At 34.7% G+C, this 15,982-nt stretch carries 17 protein-coding genes; 6 read left to right on the forward strand and 11 right to left on the reverse strand.

All coding sequences use genetic code 11. The features are described from left to right. The first annotated feature begins 176 nt into the window (after positions 1–176). A complete protein-coding gene (locus tag J4050_RS01620; RefSeq protein WP_498370596.1) occupies positions 177–482 on the forward strand; it encodes a DUF8785 domain-containing protein in 306 nt (101 codons plus the stop codon). Here J4050_RS01620 and J4050_RS01625 read toward each other — a convergent pair. Both J4050_RS01625 and mfd read right to left on the reverse strand, forming a co-directional pair. Continuing rightward, complete coding sequence (locus tag J4050_RS01625; protein WP_208152190.1) at positions 469–1,782, reverse strand: TlpA family protein disulfide reductase; 1,314 nt, start codon at positions 1,780–1,782, stop codon at positions 469–471. The two genes, J4050_RS01620 and J4050_RS01625, sit on opposite strands and share 14 nt — an antisense overlap. Positions 1,783–1,825: 43 nt before the next feature. Continuing rightward, positions 1,826–5,161, reverse strand: coding sequence for a transcription-repair coupling factor (gene mfd / locus J4050_RS01630; protein WP_208152191.1), 3,336 nt, complete (start codon positions 5,159–5,161; stop codon positions 1,826–1,828). Between the two features lie 196 nt (positions 5,162–5,357). Here mfd and J4050_RS01635 point away from each other — a divergent pair, with 196 nt between their 5' ends. Further along, positions 5,358–5,789: a tellurite resistance TerB family protein gene (locus J4050_RS01635; protein ID WP_208152192.1), complete on the forward strand. Its 432-nt coding sequence runs from the start codon at positions 5,358–5,360 to the stop codon at positions 5,787–5,789. Positions 5,790–5,837: 48 nt separating this feature from the next. Here J4050_RS01635 and fbp read toward each other — a convergent pair whose 3' ends face one another. Continuing rightward, the gene (gene fbp, locus J4050_RS01640) at positions 5,838–6,842 is read right to left on the reverse strand and encodes a class 1 fructose-bisphosphatase (RefSeq protein WP_208152193.1); all 1,005 of its coding nucleotides are present in this window, start codon (positions 6,840–6,842) and stop codon (positions 5,838–5,840) included. 126 nt (positions 6,843–6,968) lie between these two features. Between fbp and J4050_RS01645 the strand changes: the two genes are divergently transcribed. The 4 genes from J4050_RS01645 to J4050_RS01660 are packed head-to-tail and all read left to right on the forward strand — an operon-like array spanning position 6,969 to position 11,554. Then, positions 6,969–7,445 carry a GNAT family N-acetyltransferase gene (locus tag J4050_RS01645; protein WP_208152194.1) on the forward strand — a complete coding sequence of 159 codons (477 nt, stop codon included), beginning with the start codon at positions 6,969–6,971 and terminating at the stop codon, positions 7,443–7,445. Beyond that, positions 7,445–8,695, forward strand: a complete 1,251-nt coding sequence (locus tag J4050_RS01650; RefSeq protein WP_208152195.1) for an aspartate kinase — start codon at positions 7,445–7,447, stop codon at positions 8,693–8,695. The genes J4050_RS01645 and J4050_RS01650 overlap by 1 nt, the downstream gene beginning before the upstream one ends. Before the next feature lie 20 nt (positions 8,696–8,715). Beyond that, on the forward strand, positions 8,716–10,545 hold the full coding sequence (locus J4050_RS01655; protein WP_208152196.1) for a GNAT family N-acyltransferase: 1,830 nt from the start codon (positions 8,716–8,718) through the stop codon (positions 10,543–10,545). Further along, on the forward strand, positions 10,535–11,554 hold the full coding sequence (locus tag J4050_RS01660; protein WP_208152197.1) for a carboxypeptidase-like regulatory domain-containing protein: 1,020 nt from the start codon (positions 10,535–10,537) through the stop codon (positions 11,552–11,554). The genes J4050_RS01655 and J4050_RS01660 overlap by 11 nt, the downstream gene beginning before the upstream one ends. Before the next feature lie 49 nt (positions 11,555–11,603). Here J4050_RS01660 and J4050_RS01665 read toward each other — a convergent pair whose 3' ends face one another. The 8 genes from J4050_RS01665 to J4050_RS01700 are packed head-to-tail and all read right to left on the reverse strand — an operon-like array spanning position 11,604 to position 15,953. After that, complete coding sequence (locus J4050_RS01665) at positions 11,604–12,110, reverse strand: TM2 domain-containing protein (RefSeq protein ID WP_208152198.1); 507 nt, start codon at positions 12,108–12,110, stop codon at positions 11,604–11,606. Positions 12,111–12,168: 58 nt separating this feature from the next. Continuing rightward, positions 12,169–12,555, reverse strand: coding sequence for a VOC family protein (locus J4050_RS01670; protein ID WP_208152199.1), 387 nt, complete (start codon positions 12,553–12,555; stop codon positions 12,169–12,171). Position 12,556: 1 nt separating this feature from the next. Continuing rightward, positions 12,557–13,015, reverse strand: coding sequence for a DUF1801 domain-containing protein (locus tag J4050_RS01675; RefSeq protein ID WP_208152200.1), 459 nt, complete (start codon positions 13,013–13,015; stop codon positions 12,557–12,559). A gap of 27 nt (positions 13,016–13,042) precedes the next feature. Continuing rightward, on the reverse strand, positions 13,043–14,020 hold the full coding sequence (locus J4050_RS01680; protein ID WP_208152201.1) for a 2-hydroxyacid dehydrogenase: 978 nt from the start codon (positions 14,018–14,020) through the stop codon (positions 13,043–13,045). 30 nt (positions 14,021–14,050) lie between these two features. Then, a complete protein-coding gene (locus tag J4050_RS01685) occupies positions 14,051–14,764 on the reverse strand; it encodes a DUF6090 family protein (RefSeq protein ID WP_208152202.1) in 714 nt (237 codons plus the stop codon). Positions 14,765–14,799: 35 nt separating this feature from the next. Further along, on the reverse strand, positions 14,800–15,372 hold the full coding sequence (locus J4050_RS01690) for a hypothetical protein (RefSeq protein ID WP_208152203.1): 573 nt from the start codon (positions 15,370–15,372) through the stop codon (positions 14,800–14,802). Positions 15,373–15,390: 18 nt separating this feature from the next. Continuing rightward, positions 15,391–15,585 carry a DUF6090 family protein gene (locus J4050_RS01695; protein WP_208152357.1) on the reverse strand — a complete coding sequence of 65 codons (195 nt, stop codon included), beginning with the start codon at positions 15,583–15,585 and terminating at the stop codon, positions 15,391–15,393. 2 nt (positions 15,586–15,587) lie between these two features. After that, positions 15,588–15,953, reverse strand: coding sequence for a cupin domain-containing protein (locus J4050_RS01700; protein ID WP_208152204.1), 366 nt, complete (start codon positions 15,951–15,953; stop codon positions 15,588–15,590). Positions 15,954–15,982: the final 29 nt, after the last annotated feature.

Consider the following 15,982-nt stretch of genomic DNA (forward strand, 5'->3'; position numbering starts at 1 on the left):
TAGTTTCAAAACGCTCAGTCTAAGCACTTGCTTAGCTGAGCGTTTTCTTTATCTTTACTTTAAATTAAGTTAATATACCTATGGAAGAGCAAAAGCGAAGTTTTAAATCTAAAGTAAAGTCTTTTTTTGTAAAAATACTCCTTGGTTTAATAGTGGTTTGCGCTTTAATACTATGGATGTGTTCATGGACATATTCAGAGGGTACACGAGCAGGGCAGCTTATTAAATTCAGTGAAAAAGGGGTTGTGTTTAAAACCCATGAAGGCGAGCTTAATTTAGGTGGACTAAGAACTGGCAACGCAAATGATGGTTTAGAAGGTAATCTGTGGCAGTTTTCTGTTTTAAACGATGATGTATTAAATGATTTAATAAATGCCGAAGGCAAACGCGTGAAATTAAGCTATAAAGAAAGATACAAAGCTATGCCCTGGCAGGGTGAGACTAATTATTTTATAACGAAGGTTGAAACTATAAATCCTTAAGTCTGTTTTCGACCTCATTGAAGTCATAAGGCTTAGACAGTATTTTCTTTTCTTTATCCAATAAAAAATAGGTTGGTGTAGCTGTAATGCCATAAGTCTTTACAATGGTATTCTCCCATTTTCCTAAACCAATGGTATGTAAAAAATCAGGATAGTTTTTTATTTCTTCAGACCAACCTGAGGCTTCATTTTCTAATCCAAATGCTACGACTTTTATATTAGTATAATTAGTCACTAAATCTTTTACTAATGGGAGTTCTTTTAGGCAATGACCACATTCGCTACTCCAAAAAATCACTAGGTAATAGTCCGATTCACTTAAGTCGTAAAGCTGTTTTTTTATGGTAGAGCCATTTTTTGTAGTTACTTCAATATCAAAATTAGGGGCAAACGCTCCAATAGAGGTGTTTTTATAAGAGGTTATAGTCTCGGCTATCACCTTGTTATTAGTACCATTTGCTAAGTTTAACAAATAGGTATCTGTAATATAATTTGCTACTTCATGATTATTTATGTTTACAAAGCGTTGCCATAGCAGGTATAAAAGAGATGTTTTAATTTCCGTGCCCTCTGCACCAATGGTATTAGAAACATCGTCAATATGAGATTTATAAGTGTCATTAGTGGGCTCTAAAACAATATCAAAAACATAGGCCATTACACGGTCAACAAGAAACGACGAACACTGCAAAAAGTAATTATTAAAATCTATTTCACTCAGGTAATGCTCCTTTAAATTCTTAGAGTAAGTGCGAATATCTTCATAAGATTGCGGAATATACGGGCGATTAGCATCTATGAATGCCGACACCAACATGCCCTTAGAAGATTCTTCATAGGCGTTTTGGGTATCTGCAAGCACTTTGAATATAGAGGTGTAACCTTTTTCGTCAGTTTTTCCTTGCGCGTAATAATTGCTAATGGTTTGGTTTACCATTTCCATACTTTTTAAGTAAGAATCCCAGAGTTTATTCTCATCTGATTGTGTAAATTCCACACCAGATTCAGCATTAAACTTAAATTCCACAGACGTTTTACCGTCATATATAAAGTCGAAATTGTTTTCTTCAGGAGGAATGGCATAAACAATTTTATAAATTCCAGGAGCTATCGTACTATCTAGCTCTATCTCAAAATAGCCTTCTGCATTGAGTTTGCCACGATCTACATAGTTGGCCCCATCTGGAGTGGCGTTGTATAAAAAAGCATAAGTATAATCAGTAACTGGTGAGAAACTACCTTTCACCGTTTGCGATAAAATCAGTGTAGGTAAAAGAAGTAGGAAGAGGAATTTTTTCATAAGTAAAGCACGTATTATGCAATTAAATCAATATCGTCAAAAACTACGCCAATATGGGTTTAAGTAAAGCCAAGGCTTCATTAACACTTTTAACCTTATCAAAAGTAAGTAATAATCTTAGACCGTTTCTCGTTTGTTTTTCTTTCATTTTACATTTTCCAGAATTTAACTGTATAAATTGTAATACTTGAGTGAACGAGGAGCTTTGGTAGAACTTGCTCTGCTGATCTTTAATAAAATATCCAACAAGTTTACCGTGCTTCATAATAAGTTTTTCAAGACCCATATTGGTAGCAATCCACTTTAATCTAACACTATCAAATAAGTCTAAAACTTGAGTAGGTAATTCTCCAAAACGATCAACGATTTCAGATTCAAATTTTTGAAGTTCTTCTTCGGTTTTTATATCATTAAGCTTCGTATACAAATTAAGTCGCTCAGTGATATTGTTTACATAATCGTCAGGGAATAGCAATTCAAAGTCAGTATCTATGGTAATATCTTTGACGTATTGTTTTGGCTTGCCGTCATCTTTATATAAATCTGAAAATTCTGTTTCTTTAAGTTCTTCGATGGCTTCGTTTAATATTTTTTGATAGGTGTCAAAACCAATGTCATTGATAAAACCACTTTGTTCTCCACCAAGTAAGTCTCCAGCGCCACGAATTTCTAAATCTTTCATGGCAATATTAAATCCGCTGCCAAGTTCTGTGAATTGTTCTAAGGCCGTAATTCGTTTTCTGGCATCAGTAGTCATGGCAGAATATTCTGGAGTAATAAAATAACAGAAGGCTTTTTTGTTGCTTCTACCTACTCGTCCCCGCATTTGATGTAAGTCGCTAAGCCCAAAATTATTAGCATTATTTATAAATATAGTATTGGCATTAGGTACATCTAAACCGCTTTCAACAATCGTGGTGCTAATTAAAACATCAAATTCACCGTTCATAAAGGCAAGCATTAGCTCCTCAAGCTTTTTGCCTTCCATTTGCCCATGACCTATACCTATTTTAGCATCTGGGACCAATCGTTGAACCATACCAGCTACCTCTTTTATATTCTCAATACGATTGTGAATAAAGAAGACTTGTCCGCCGCGTTGAATTTCGTAGCTCACAGCATCTCTTATGGTTTCTTCATTAAATCGAATGACGTGGCTTTCTATAGGATATCTGTTTGGTGGAGGTGTAGTAATAACCGATAAATCTCTAGCAGCCATAAGGCTAAATTGTAAAGTCCTTGGGATTGGAGTTGCGGTTAGAGTCAATACATCCACATTTTCTTTTAATGTCTTTAGCTTATCTTTTACGGCAACACCAAACTTTTGTTCCTCGTCTACAATTAATAAACCAAGATCTTTAAACATTACATTTTTATTGGCTAGTTGATGTGTACCAATAATAATATCAACACTTCCTTTTTCTAATCCCTCTAAGGTAATCCGCTTTTCTTTGGCTGTTCTAAATCTATTGACGTATTCTACAGTAACGGGAAAGTCCTTCAAACGTTCTTTAAATGTACGATAATGTTGGTACGCTAGGATTGTTGTTGGTACTAAAACAGCTACTTGTTTACCGTTATCAACAGCTTTGAATGCTGCTCTAATGGCTACTTCTGTTTTGCCGAATCCAACATCCCCACAAACTAAGCGATCCATTGGACGCTCACTTTCCATATCTCTTTTAATATCTGCTGTGGAGGACATCTGATCTGGAGTGTCTTCATAAATAAAAGACGCTTCCAATTCTAACTGCATATGGCTGTCTGGGGCATATTGAAAACCTTTTTTTAATTTTCTCTTGGCATAAAGTTTAATAAGATTGAAGGCAATTTCCTTAACTCTAGATTTTGTTTTTTGTTTGAGCGTTTTCCATGCCTTGCTTCCAAGTTTATAAATCTTCGGAGGTTTTCCGTCCTTACCGTTAAACTTCGTAATCTTGTGAAGGGAATGAATACTCAAGTATAAAATATCGCGTTCGCCGTAAACGAGTTTAATGGCTTCTTGCTTATTACCTTCGACATCTATTTTTTGGAGTCCTCCAAACTTTCCTATCCCGTGATCGATATGTGTTACATAATCTCCAATTTCTAAGTTGGTCAGCTCCTTGAGCGTAATGGCTTGCTTTTTGGCGTAACCATTTTTTAAATGAAATTTGTGATAGCGGTCAAAAATTTGGTGGTCTGTATAGACTGCTATATGTTGGTCTTCATCTATAAACCCTTGATACAAGGACAAGACTACGGTTTTATAATGGACTTGCGCTTCGGCATCATCAAAAATATCATGGAAACGCTGCGCTTGTTGCTCACTGACGCAAGCGATAAAATTAGTAATCCCTTTATCGTGGTTTTCATTAAGGTTTTCAATAAGCAAATTAAACTGCTTGTTAAAGGCAGGCTGTGGCTTGATACTGAACGTTATGTCTTCACTTTCAAAAACAGGTTGGGATCCAAACTCAATTATGTTGTAGTCTAGAAATTGCCTTTTGAGTAAATCTGAATTACAAAACAACTCCTCTGGAGTGGCGTGTTTAATGTCTTGAGATAACGTATTAAATGCCTCTTTAGCTTTTTCAAAAAGACCGTCAATCCTAGAAAATATTAGAGAGGTGTTTTTAGTAAACACAACCGTTTTGGATGAGATGTATTTTATGAAGCTTTCGCGGTTTTCAGCGATTTGCTTGTTGGCCACATTAGGAATGATACTAACCTTTTTAATTTTCTCAGTAGAGAGTTGAGTTTCTACGTCAAATGTTCTGATGCTATCAACTTCCTCACCAAAAAATTCAATTCTATAAGGTTCATCATGAGAGAAAGAAAACACATCAATAATACCTCCACGTACGGAAAATTCTCCTGGCTCAGTTACAAAGTCAACGCGTTTAAACTTATACTCAAAAAGAACTTCATTGACAAAGTCAATACTTAAGTCGTTACCAACTGTAATTTTTAGGGTGTTTTTTTCTAGTTCCTTTTTTGTGACGACCTTTTCAAATAAAGCATCAGGATAGGTAACTATTATGGCTGGTTTTTTTCGGGAATTTATTCGGTTAAATACTTCAGCACGTAAAAGAACGTTAGCGTTATTGGTCTCTTCAATCTGATAAGGCCTTCTATAGCTTCCGGGATAAAACAGAACATCCTTATCATTAAGCAGTTGCTCTAAATCATTTAAGTAATATGCGGCCTCTTCTTTATCATCGAATACGATTAGAAAGGGTTGGTCCGCGGATTTAAAAAATTCTGAAATTACGATTGAAAATGAAGAGCCAACTAGACCTTTTAAATGAATCTTATGGTCGTTTTTGGCAATAGCGTTCCTCAGATTTTGCAGTTGCAAGGTCTGTGCATAGGTTTGGGTAATAACAGATTTACTCAAGTGCCTTTAATTGGAAGTGCAAATATAAAACAAATCAATGCTTACAGTCTTTATATATGGAATTCCTTAACAGGTTTTTTTTAGAATAAAAGTAGTTCATCTTCCGCAGCACAACCTGACCTAAATTAGTTTTTAAAACCTAAAAATTTCGTAGGTTTGTGAACCTTAATAAGAGGACTAAAATAAAACGTATTATATGTCAATTTCAGATTTATTCGATAGTGGTTTTAGAAAGCGTAACGAAGATCATTTTGCCGCTATTGTTAGAGTGGCCATGAGCGACGGTGTTATAAATGATGCAGAAAAAGCCTTCTTAGATCGATTAGCTACTAGGTTAGATATTAGCGAACATGATTACAAGAAAATTCTTAAGGATTATATGAGTCATCCCATCAATGCACCACACTCTTATGATATGCGTTTAGAACGTTTGTATGATTTGGCAAGAATGGTGTGGGCAGATCATATCGAGGGGCCTAATCAAGTATCCTTATTAGAAAAACTTTGCATTGGTTTAGGGTTTACACCTGATAATGTAAAATATATCGCGGATAAAGCACTAAGTTTGGTTTATTATGAGGTCGGTCAAACGGAATTTATTGAAAAAATGAAGACCATGAATCAATAAAAAGGTCAACGAAATCAAGTAGGAAGCGAACAATGATGTTCGCTTTTTTTATGCGTTGCGCATAAAGTCTTCAACTTTTTCTACCATGTTTTTGCTACCACATATAAACGGTACACGTTCATGCAGTTCTGATGGTTCAATATCCATAATACGAGTAAAACCGTCACTTGCTTTACCATTGGCCTGTTCTGCTATAAATGCCATAGGATTGCATTCGTAGAGTAAGCGCAATTTCCCTTTGGCATTTTTAGAACTTTTAGGATACATATATATACCACCCTTTATCATATTTCTATGGAAATCAGATACCAAAGAGCCAATATATCTACTGGTATACGGACGGTCGCCTTCCTCCATTTGGCAATATTTAATATAGTCTTTAATCCCTTTTGGGAAATGAATATAATTTCCTTCGTTTACAGAATATATTTTTCCATCCTCAGGAAATTGCATATCTGGGTGCGATAAATAGAAAGATCCAATTGCAGGGTTTAACGTAAAGCCGTTAACACCATCGCCAGTTGTATAAACCAACATAGTGCTGGTTCCGTAGATAACATAACCCGCAGCGACTTGCTGATTTCCTTTTTGTAAGAAATCTTTAAGTTGTACAGGTGTTCCTACTGGGGTGACACGTCTGTAAATTGAAAAAATTGTTCCGACCGAGACGTTGACATCAATATTTGATGAGCCATCAAGAGGATCAATTAAAACAACATACTTATTCTGATGATTTTCATCTTGGCTGTTAATGGTAATAAAGTGATCTTCTTCTTCACTAGCAATGCCGCAAACTATATTTCGTTTAGTCATGGTTTGAATAAACTTTTCATTGGCATAAACATCTAGTTTTTGCTGGTCTTCACCTTGGATATTGGTATCTCCTGCTGCTCCAATGATATCAACTAAACCAGCTTTGTTTACTTCATGGTTTACAACTTTTGCCGCTAAACGGATAGAATTAATAAGTCTAGAAAGTTCTCCCGAGGTGTATTTGAAGGAAGCTTGGTTTTCAATAATAAATTCACCAAGGGTCTGATTGCGCTGAGACATGGAGTTTGAGATTGATTTGTTGCACAAATATCGCATTTTTTGCCAAACTATATCGATATCGTGGCTTAAATAAATTGTTATGAAAACCTACTTTTCAACTATCTTTGACCTCGTTGAAAAAGTATTATGATTATCCCAAGATTAGCGGTAAAAGAAGACATGATGCAGGTATGGCAGCTGATAAAGGAGCTTGCTATTTTTGAAAAAGAGCCAAATGCGGTTGAAATTTCAATAAGTGAATTAGAAGAACATGGGTTTGGAGACAAGCCACAGTTTGTCTGTTTTGTCGTTGAAGACGATAAAAAATTATTTGGAATGGCCTTGGTTTACCCAAGATATTCAACATGGAAAGGTCAGGTCTTGCATTTAGAGGACCTAATTGTTAGTGAATCTTATAGAGGGCAAGGCTACGGAACGCTATTGTTAGATACGGTTGTAAAGTATGGTAAATCTTTAGGTGTTAACAGAATTAGTTGGGAAGTTTTAGATTGGAATGAACCAGCTATTGGGTTTTATGAAAAGAAAGGTGCAAAGGTATTAAGAGATTGGAATGTTGTTCAGCTCAATAAAGAAGAAATAAATAATTATTTAGATAAACTCTAATGCGTGTTTTCAAATTTGGTGGTGCATCTGTAAAAGATGCCAAGGGTGTAAAGAATTTGGCCAAGGTTTTAAAGACAGTAGGCCACGAACAAACCCTGGTGGTGGTCTCTGCTATGGGGAAAACCACCAATGCCATAGAGCTTGTGGTTAAAAATTATTTTGAAAACAAAGCGGAGTTACAAAGTTCCCTACATGCAATTATAAAATATCATAACGAAATTTTATTAGATCTTTTTGATAATGACCGACACAGGGTCTTTTCAGATGTAAAATCACATTTTGATGAGCTTTCTGCGTTTCTCAAATCTAACAAGTCTCCAGATTACAATTTTGTTTACGATCAAACCATTGGGTATGGTGAACTTATTTCTACAACAATAATTAGTTTTTTCTTAAATGAAATTGGATTGAAAAACCAATGGTTGGATGTTAGGGAGTTTATAAAAACGGATAATTATTACCGGCGGGCAAATGTTAAGTGGGAGCAAACACAAGAGTTAATTACATTATCTTTTGACACCTCTAAATTGAATATTACACAAGGATTTTTAGGGAGTGATGCCAATAATTTTACAACAACTCTAGGTAGAGAAGGAAGTGATTATACTGCGGCCATATTTGCCTATTGTTTAAATGCTAAATCCGTTACAATTTGGAAGGATGTTCCTGGTCTACTTAATGCAGACCCACGATACTTCGAAAATGCACAATTATTGTATCAAATATCTTATAGAGAAGCCATTGAGTTGGCATTCTATGGCGCATCGGTAATTCATCCAAAAACCCTTCAGCCATTGCAGAGAAAAGAAATACCTTTAAATGTAAAGTCTTTTCTTAATCCCAATGAAAGAGGTACGGTTGTTGGAAAAGGGAAAACTATAGAACCCGAAATACCTTGTTTTATAGTGAAGAAAAATCAAACCTTGATATCCTTGTCATCTCTCGATTTTTCTTATATCGTTGAAGAGAATATAAGTGATATTTTTAGCCTTTTACATCACTACAAGATGAAGGTAGATGTTATACAGAATTCTGCAATTAGTTTTTCGGTATGTGTAGATAATCTTTTTAATAACCTTGAGCGCTTATTGCAGCACCTTAAAGCTAAGTTTAATGTTACATGCTACGACAACGTGAATCTCTATACAATTAGGCACTACAACACCAAGGCTATTGAAGAAATTGAAAAGGATAAAACCATTTTATTGAAACAAATAACGAAAGAAACCGTTCAAATGGTCACTAAGTAAATAGTTATTACATTTGTTTTATGGGGAAAACATCTGATTTGGGTTTAGTATCAGCTAAGGAAGTTGCAAAGGCTATTAAAGCCGATAAATATGGCTTTCTTGGTACATTCTTCGGATGGGTGTTAATGAAGGTGCTTAAAATATCTACCCTTAACCGTATATATAGACGTAACAAGCACTTAAGTAAACTAGAATTTTTGGACGGTATTCTCGGAGAATTTCAAATAAAGTTTGAAATTCCAGAAGAGGACTTGAAGCGTTTACCAAAAGATGGTGCTTATATTACTATTTCCAATCATCCACTTGGCGGAATAGATGGTATTTTACTTTTAAAATTGATGTTAGAACAGCGTGGTGATTTTAAGATAATTGCCAACTTTTTATTGCATAGAATAGAGCCTTTAAAGCCCTACATTATGCCTGTTAATCCTTTTGAAGACCGTAAGGATGTAAAAAGTAGTATTTCAGGATTTAAAAATGCTATTCTTCATTTAAGGGAAGGCCATCCTTTAGGTGTTTTTCCAGCAGGTGAGGTCTCCACCTATCGCGATGGAAAACTGGTAGTTGATAAACCATGGGAGGAAGCTGCAATGAAGCTAATTCAAAAAGCAGAAGTTCCTGTCGTACCTATTTACTTTCATGCAAAGAATAGCAGATTGTTTTATAGGCTTTCTAAGATTAGTGACACCTTGAGAACAGCCAAATTGCCATCTGAATTGTTGACGCAAAAGCGACGGGTAATTAAGGTAAGAGTAGGTAAGCCTATTTCAGTTAAAGATCAAAAGGAACAAGAAAGTTTACAAGACTTTTCAGAGTTTCTTAGGCGCAAAACATATATGCTGTCTAAGACTTTTGAGGACAAACCCAAAATATTAGACAATCTACAATCCTCACTAAAGGCTCCAAAATTGCCTAAGAGAATAGTAACACCTGTTAACGCGGAGGTAATGATGGCCGAGGTAGAAAACCTTAGGGCTATTGATTCTAGACTTCTTGTTAGTAAAAACTATGAGGTGTTTTTGGCTGCACCGCGGGACATCCCTAATATTTTGAGGGAAATAGGTCGCCTACGCGAAATAACGTTTAGAGAGGTAGGAGAAGGCACTAACGAGGCTATAGATTTAGATAAGTTTGATACCTACTATCACCACATGTTCTTATGGGATAGTGAAAAAAGCGTAATCGCAGGTGCTTATAGAATGGGATTAGGGTCTCATATTTTTGAGCGCTATGGAATTGATGGGTTTTATTTACAAGATCTTTTTAGGTTTGAGCCAGAACTCTACAAAATGATGAGCCAATCCATAGAAATGGGACGTGCTTTTATAGTAGGCAGTTACCAGCAAAAGCCAATGCCTTTATTTTTATTGTGGAAAGGGATTGTACATACAACTCTTCGTCATCCCGAGCACAAATATTTAATAGGAGGAGTAAGTATTAGCAACCAGTTTTCAAATTTCTCTAAGAGTTTGATGATTGAATTTATGAAATCGCATTATTATGATCCATACGTGGCGCAATATGTTCATCCAAAAAAGGAGTTTAAGGTGAAGCTAAAAGATGCCGATAAGGATTTTGTTTTTGACTCTACGGAAGCTGACTTAAATAAGTTTGATAAAATTATTGATGAAGTCGAGCCAGGTGCTTTAAGGCTCCCAGTACTGTTAAAAAAGTATATTAAGCAAAATGCAAAACTGGTTGCTTTTAATGTAGATCCACTATTTAATAATGCGGTTGACGGCTTAATGTATATCAAAATTGCCGACTTGCCAGAAAGTACAGTAAGACCTGTTATGGAAGAGTTCCAAGCAGAGCTAGAGCGTAAATTCATGGAAAATCATGACAAGTAAATGGTACTTGCTCATATGTCTTTTAATTTCAATTACAAGCTATGCTCAAATCCTTAGTGGAAAGGTATTAGATGCTAAAACAAATGAACCACTTGAAACTGTTGCGGTTTATTTTGATAATACGACCATAGGGACTACAACTGACGAAAAAGGTGAGTTTTCTCTAGAATATACTGAAGCTGTACAGTCCACATTAGTGATATCTTATTTAGGGTATGATAAGGTTTATATTTCTGATTTTAGACAAAAAAAATCTATCACTATTTCATTGGTTGAAGCCAATAATGAACTTGATGAAGTTTATATAGAATATGACGACGAATTGACGCGTCGTCAGAAACTGAGATTATTTAAAGATCAATTTCTCGGTTCAACAAAAAGAGGAAAGTCCTGTAAAATTCTTAACGAAGACGATATTTACTTAAGATATAACAAAAAAGATAAAACGCTCTCGGCGAGTTCAAAGGAACCAATAGTTATTTATAACAAAGCTCTAGATTACGAAATAAGCTACGATTTAAATGATTTTGAAATACAATTTCGTTACGTAAATGCAAAATCTAACAAGTTTACTTTAAATACTGCATATTATTTAGGCACAATGTATTTTAAAGATTTAAATACTATAAACCAGAAGCGAAGCATTGTTAAAAAACGGGAGAAGGCATTTAAAGGTTCTATACAGCATTTTATGCGCGCATTGTACAATGAAGATTTAGGCTCGCAAAACTACACTGTGTTTAAAAGAGGGTTTAAAGTGAATGGATGGGACCATATTGAAGTCATTCCAATTGAAAACTCTAATCGTAAAAACGTATTTTTAAAAGGTAAAATTTCTATTCTCTATAATAAAAAAGTACAATCGGATATGTTTTTAGATAAAGACATCAAGGTGTTTTCGGTTGATGCTTATGGACATTATACACCAATAGTTGGGGTGTATTTTACAGGTTATATGAACGAGCAGCGCATAGGAGATATGCTGCCTTTAGATTATGGCCTAAAATAAAAAGCCCACAATTTTAAATCGTGGGCTTTTCTTATTCAATGTGTTTGATCTAGAACCAAGGCTTTTTCCCAACTTGGTATGTGTTATAGAATTCTTCGTCGGATTTTGTAAGATAGACAATACCTTCGATTAACCCAATCAATGCGGTTAACCAAACTATAAAAACACCTATGCCAACGCAAACTAAGATGTAACCAATAACTGTTATTCCAAGTAAAATGCCACCTTCTTTATTATAGCCTAAAATAAACTTATGTATGCCTAGGCTACCAAATAAAATGGCTAGAACCCCAGCTAATATTTTTTTGTTATCACCAGATGCTTTTGCAAATGTTTCTTTGGCACCTTCTGTAAATTCCTTAGCGCTTTCTTTGGCTTCTTCGGCAAATTCAGAGGCTTTTTCTTTAGCTTCTTTTCCTAATTCTTTAGCTTCTTCGGCGAATTCACTAGCTTTCTCACTTGCCTTGGAGGCTGCTTTTTTAGCGCCTTCTTTGGCATCTCCCAACATATCGTTGAGGTCATCACTTAAATCCTTGTTGTTATTTTCGTCAGACATGATTGATTTTTTAAAGATTAATAGTTCTTGCTTAAAGTTACTAAAAAATCAAATAGATTTATTTAAAAGCCTTATCGATAGGCTCCCATAATTCTATCTTATTGTTTTCATTATCTAGTATCCAAGCAAACTTTCCGTAATCATAAGTCTCCATATCACCAACGATTGTTACACCTTCTTCTTTTAAAACTTTTAAAAGTTTCTCTAGATTCTCAACTCTATAATTAAACATAAAGTCTTTTGAAGAGGGGTTAAAATAGTCCGTGTCTGCTTTAAAGGCACTCCATTGTGTTGAGCAATCATTACCTTCATTGTCTTTCCACCAAAAGGTTGAACCGTATTCATCTGTATTAAATCCAAGGTGTTTGTTGTACCATTCTTTTGATGCTTTTGGGTCTTTAGATTTAAAGAAAAGTCCTCCTATACCTGTTACTCGATTTTTCATCCTATTCCTTTTTTATGGCTGTTTCATAAATGTCTATCCACTCTTCACAGCTCATTTTTTTTGTGAGTTCGCCAATAAGGTCAAACGGAATATCCTCCATTTTCTTAAATCGTATACAGCTCTTTCCCATATCTAATTTTCTTTTTGAGTATTTTGGATATTCATTTACAAACCAATCACTGAGTTCTTTCTTTGCATAAATACCACTGTGATAAAGATTAACAGAGTTCTTTTGTGACGCAAAGCTCATAAAAGGTAAGGGTGTTTTAGGATCGCAGTGATACCCATCTGGATAAACTGAATGTGGTACATAATAGCCTATCATTTTATAAATTATGCCTTCTTCAAATCCCTTGGGTAAATTATCAGTGATAACTTTTCTAAGGTTATGTAAGGCCTCTTGCCGTTCTTCTGGAACTTGCTTAATGTAGTCCTCTGGAGAGTTTGCATTGTATTGCATAATAAGGTTGATTTAGCAACCTCCAAGTTAACAAAATTTCGCTTTAATTTTATCTACAATAGTTTGAGCTAGTTTTACATTACTTTCAGTGGTCCAGCCTGCAACATGAGGTGTAAGGATAACATTGTCAGCATTGATTAAATATTCAAAGGCTTCGGGTAGCTTAGAGCGTTTGCCTTTTCTCATCCATCTAAATCTAGGTTCTTCTGTTTTAAAAAGGTCTTCAAATGATACCTTTTCGTATTCCAAAACGTCTAAACCTGCCCCTAAGATTTTTCCAGATTCCAATGCCGATACCAAATCCTGGGTCACAACACTTTTTCCACGTGCTGTATTTATGAGCCAAAATGACTTTTTGAATTGAGAAATAAACTTAAGATTAATCATCCCTAAGGTCAAAGGTGTTTGAGGGGTGTGAAGACTAACGACATCTGACTTGTTTTGAAGTTCTTCTAAAGAAACTTGTTTGCAATTGTCGTCACCAACATTGGCTTTAATATCATAGCAAAGTACTTCCACATCAAACCCTCTTAGTTTTTTGGCAAATGCTTTGCCCATATTGCCATAGCCAATAAGTCCAACCGTTTTGCCATCTAACTCTACACCTCTGTTTTTTTCTCTTCGCCATTGTCCATTTCTAACTTCTCTATCCGCTTGGTTAAGTTTGTTTAGCAAGGATAAAAGCATGGCAAGCGCATGTTCTCCAACAGCATTACGATTGCCTTCTGGTGCAGATATGAGGTAAATACCTTTTTCCTTAGCATAGTTGCAATCTATATTTTCTAGCCCAGCACCAACTCTGCCAATAAATTTTAGGTTTGTTGCTGCATCAAGAAATTGTTTGTCAATGCTAAATCGACTGCGAATAATTATACCATCATAATCAGAAATTTTAGCTTCAATTTCTGACTTAGAAGAGGCGTAATCTTCATGATTATTAAAACCTAAAGCGTTGAGTTGATTTAAGAGTAAAGGATGGTTTGAGTCTATGTGTAATACTTTCATGATACTTTAAAAAAAATGAAAATCGTCATTTTATTCTTTTAATTCCTTTTCAAAAAGCTCTAAAATCTGTAACTGGAAGTCAAATAAATCTTTTGCCGCTTCAAGGGAATCACTTGCATCAATAATTCTTTCAGCAACAATGGTTTCAAATGCCATATCAGATAACAATGCTTCTTGGGAGAATTCAAATTTACTTTTAGATTTATTTTTAGTGATAAAGTACTTTAAAGCGCGTTTCAGGGGGTATTTTTTCTGTAAATAAGGCAAGACTAAATCAAATACATCCTTTTCGCTCCAATTTAAAGCAGTGTTATATTCATTCATTAAACTCGTCCATGATGCTAATTTAGAATTGAGTTCCGTATTTTTTATTAGAGAAATTTTACCAGAACTTATAACAGAATTTAGAACCCCTTCTTTAGGGTTGTAACTAGGTAACCAACCAAGACTGAACATTAATGAGTCTAGTCTTTTATCACTAATTAATTTTGGCTCAGGTTCTATATAATCACTTAATTCTGTTAGAAGACGTAAGACATTTGTATGTCTTTGTAAATCTTTAGTTAAGGTGATTTGATTTTCTGAAATTTCTGTTTTTAATGCCTTAAGAATTGTTTGTTCTTCGATTGTGTTTAGTCTATTTTCATTCCAATTATTAATCTGTAACGCAATTAAAATTCCTATAACTACAAGAATGATTTCTCCAATGGCGTATTTAATGTATTTACCTGTTTTGTTTTCCATAATTAGGTTTTGTCGAATACGCCGGAAGAACTTTATCATTGTTTTATCTCGGCTTGTATTTGTCCTACTAAACTTTCCATCTTATCTTTTAGTTGCTTATACCGCAATACTTGTCCTTCTGTAAGAAATAAGCGCTGCCTGAGCAGATTAATGATAAAGATATCTTTTTTGAAATCTTCGATTGTTTTCTGTTTAACTTCAAAATTGGATACATCTATCTGTGAAAAGTCGTTACTGGAAAATCGACCAGTATTCATCTCAAAACGATCGTAATTTACAATTGGTAAATAGTCAAAATTCATTAGATATGGCCCTATAACGTTTCTTGTATAATCCTTATTTGCTGTATCCCACCCTTTATAATTGTCGTTGTAAAAAACATTTAAAGAATCTACAAGTTTATCGTTTTCAATATTATCTATAGTTCTAGACTCTGTAATACTATTAAAAGTAGTTCTGTTCATATCAAAAAGAACCATAATCATACTGCTCGAAAAGCGTTGGTTAAACTCTTCTAAACTTGATTCTTTTTGATTGCTTAATACATCTAGACAAAATCTAAAATCCTCAATATAGATAATTCCTGAGGCAATTTGATTTTGTATCATTTTAATATCCTCTTGTAATTAAACCTCAAGCTTCTTTAATATGAGCTGCTCTTGTTTTGCCTCTTTTCTAGATTGATTCCAATTATTAATCTGCAATGCAATGAGGATTCCAATAACAACCAAAATAATTTCGCCAATGGCGTATTTAATGTATTTACCTGTTTTGTTTTCGTTCAAAAGGGTGTACCGTATTTTGCGAAAAAACTTAATCATATTTAAATCTTAGGATAATGTGTCTGTGTTTTCTCATGCTGAATATTCCCTGTATGAGCCGTGTTTAATTTTTCAAATAAAAGCACATGCACCTCTTCATCATTTTTGGTTTGTGGATTGTGTTCAACACCTTTAGGGACGACAATGATTTCGCCTTCATTGACCACTTCTGTACGGTCACGAAACTGCATGTACAATGTCCCTTTAACGACTTGAAATAGTTCGTCTTCATCATCATGACTATGCCACACAAACTCACCTTTTAATTTTGCTAAAATCACTTGCATATCATCAACCACTGCAATTTGATGTGGATGCCAGTTTTTACTAAATTTTGAAAGCTTTTCTTTAATGTTAATTGGCTTCATACTTTAAAGTTAAGTCATGTGAAATGGTG

Origin of the sequence: Winogradskyella pelagia (assembly GCF_017581965.1) — a bacterium.
Classification (GTDB): Bacteria; Bacteroidota; Bacteroidia; order Flavobacteriales; family Flavobacteriaceae; genus Winogradskyella; species Winogradskyella pelagia.

Coding starts and splice junctions, on each gene's coding strand:
- J4050_RS01685 (WP_208152202.1), bottom strand. CDS start 14,764: ATGGAAAACAAAACAGGTAAATACATTAAATACGCCATTGGAGAAATC.
- J4050_RS01665 (WP_208152198.1), bottom strand. CDS start 12,110: ATGTCTGACGAAAATAACAACAAGGATTTAAGTGATGACCTCAACGAT.
- J4050_RS01680 (WP_208152201.1), bottom strand. CDS start 14,020: ATGAAAGTATTACACATAGACTCAAACCATCCTTTACTCTTAAATCAA.
- J4050_RS01700 (WP_208152204.1), bottom strand. CDS start 15,953: ATGAAGCCAATTAACATTAAAGAAAAGCTTTCAAAATTTAGTAAAAAC.
- J4050_RS01650 (WP_208152195.1), top strand. CDS start 7,445: ATGCGTGTTTTCAAATTTGGTGGTGCATCTGTAAAAGATGCCAAGGGT.
- J4050_RS01695 (WP_208152357.1), bottom strand. CDS start 15,585: ATGATTAAGTTTTTTCGCAAAATACGGTACACCCTTTTGAACGAAAAC.
- J4050_RS01655 (WP_208152196.1), top strand. CDS start 8,716: ATGGGGAAAACATCTGATTTGGGTTTAGTATCAGCTAAGGAAGTTGCA.
- fbp (WP_208152193.1), bottom strand. CDS start 6,842: ATGTCTCAGCGCAATCAGACCCTTGGTGAATTTATTATTGAAAACCAA.
- J4050_RS01670 (WP_208152199.1), bottom strand. CDS start 12,555: ATGAAAAATCGAGTAACAGGTATAGGAGGACTTTTCTTTAAATCTAAA.
- J4050_RS01625 (WP_208152190.1), bottom strand. CDS start 1,782: ATGAAAAAATTCCTCTTCCTACTTCTTTTACCTACACTGATTTTATCG.
- J4050_RS01675 (WP_208152200.1), bottom strand. CDS start 13,015: ATGCAATACAATGCAAACTCTCCAGAGGACTACATTAAGCAAGTTCCA.
- J4050_RS01660 (WP_208152197.1), top strand. CDS start 10,535: ATGACAAGTAAATGGTACTTGCTCATATGTCTTTTAATTTCAATTACA.
- J4050_RS01690 (WP_208152203.1), bottom strand. CDS start 15,372: ATGATACAAAATCAAATTGCCTCAGGAATTATCTATATTGAGGATTTT.
- J4050_RS01635 (WP_208152192.1), top strand. CDS start 5,358: ATGTCAATTTCAGATTTATTCGATAGTGGTTTTAGAAAGCGTAACGAA.
- J4050_RS01620 (WP_498370596.1), top strand. CDS start 177: ATGTGTTCATGGACATATTCAGAGGGTACACGAGCAGGGCAGCTTATT.
- J4050_RS01645 (WP_208152194.1), top strand. CDS start 6,969: ATGATTATCCCAAGATTAGCGGTAAAAGAAGACATGATGCAGGTATGG.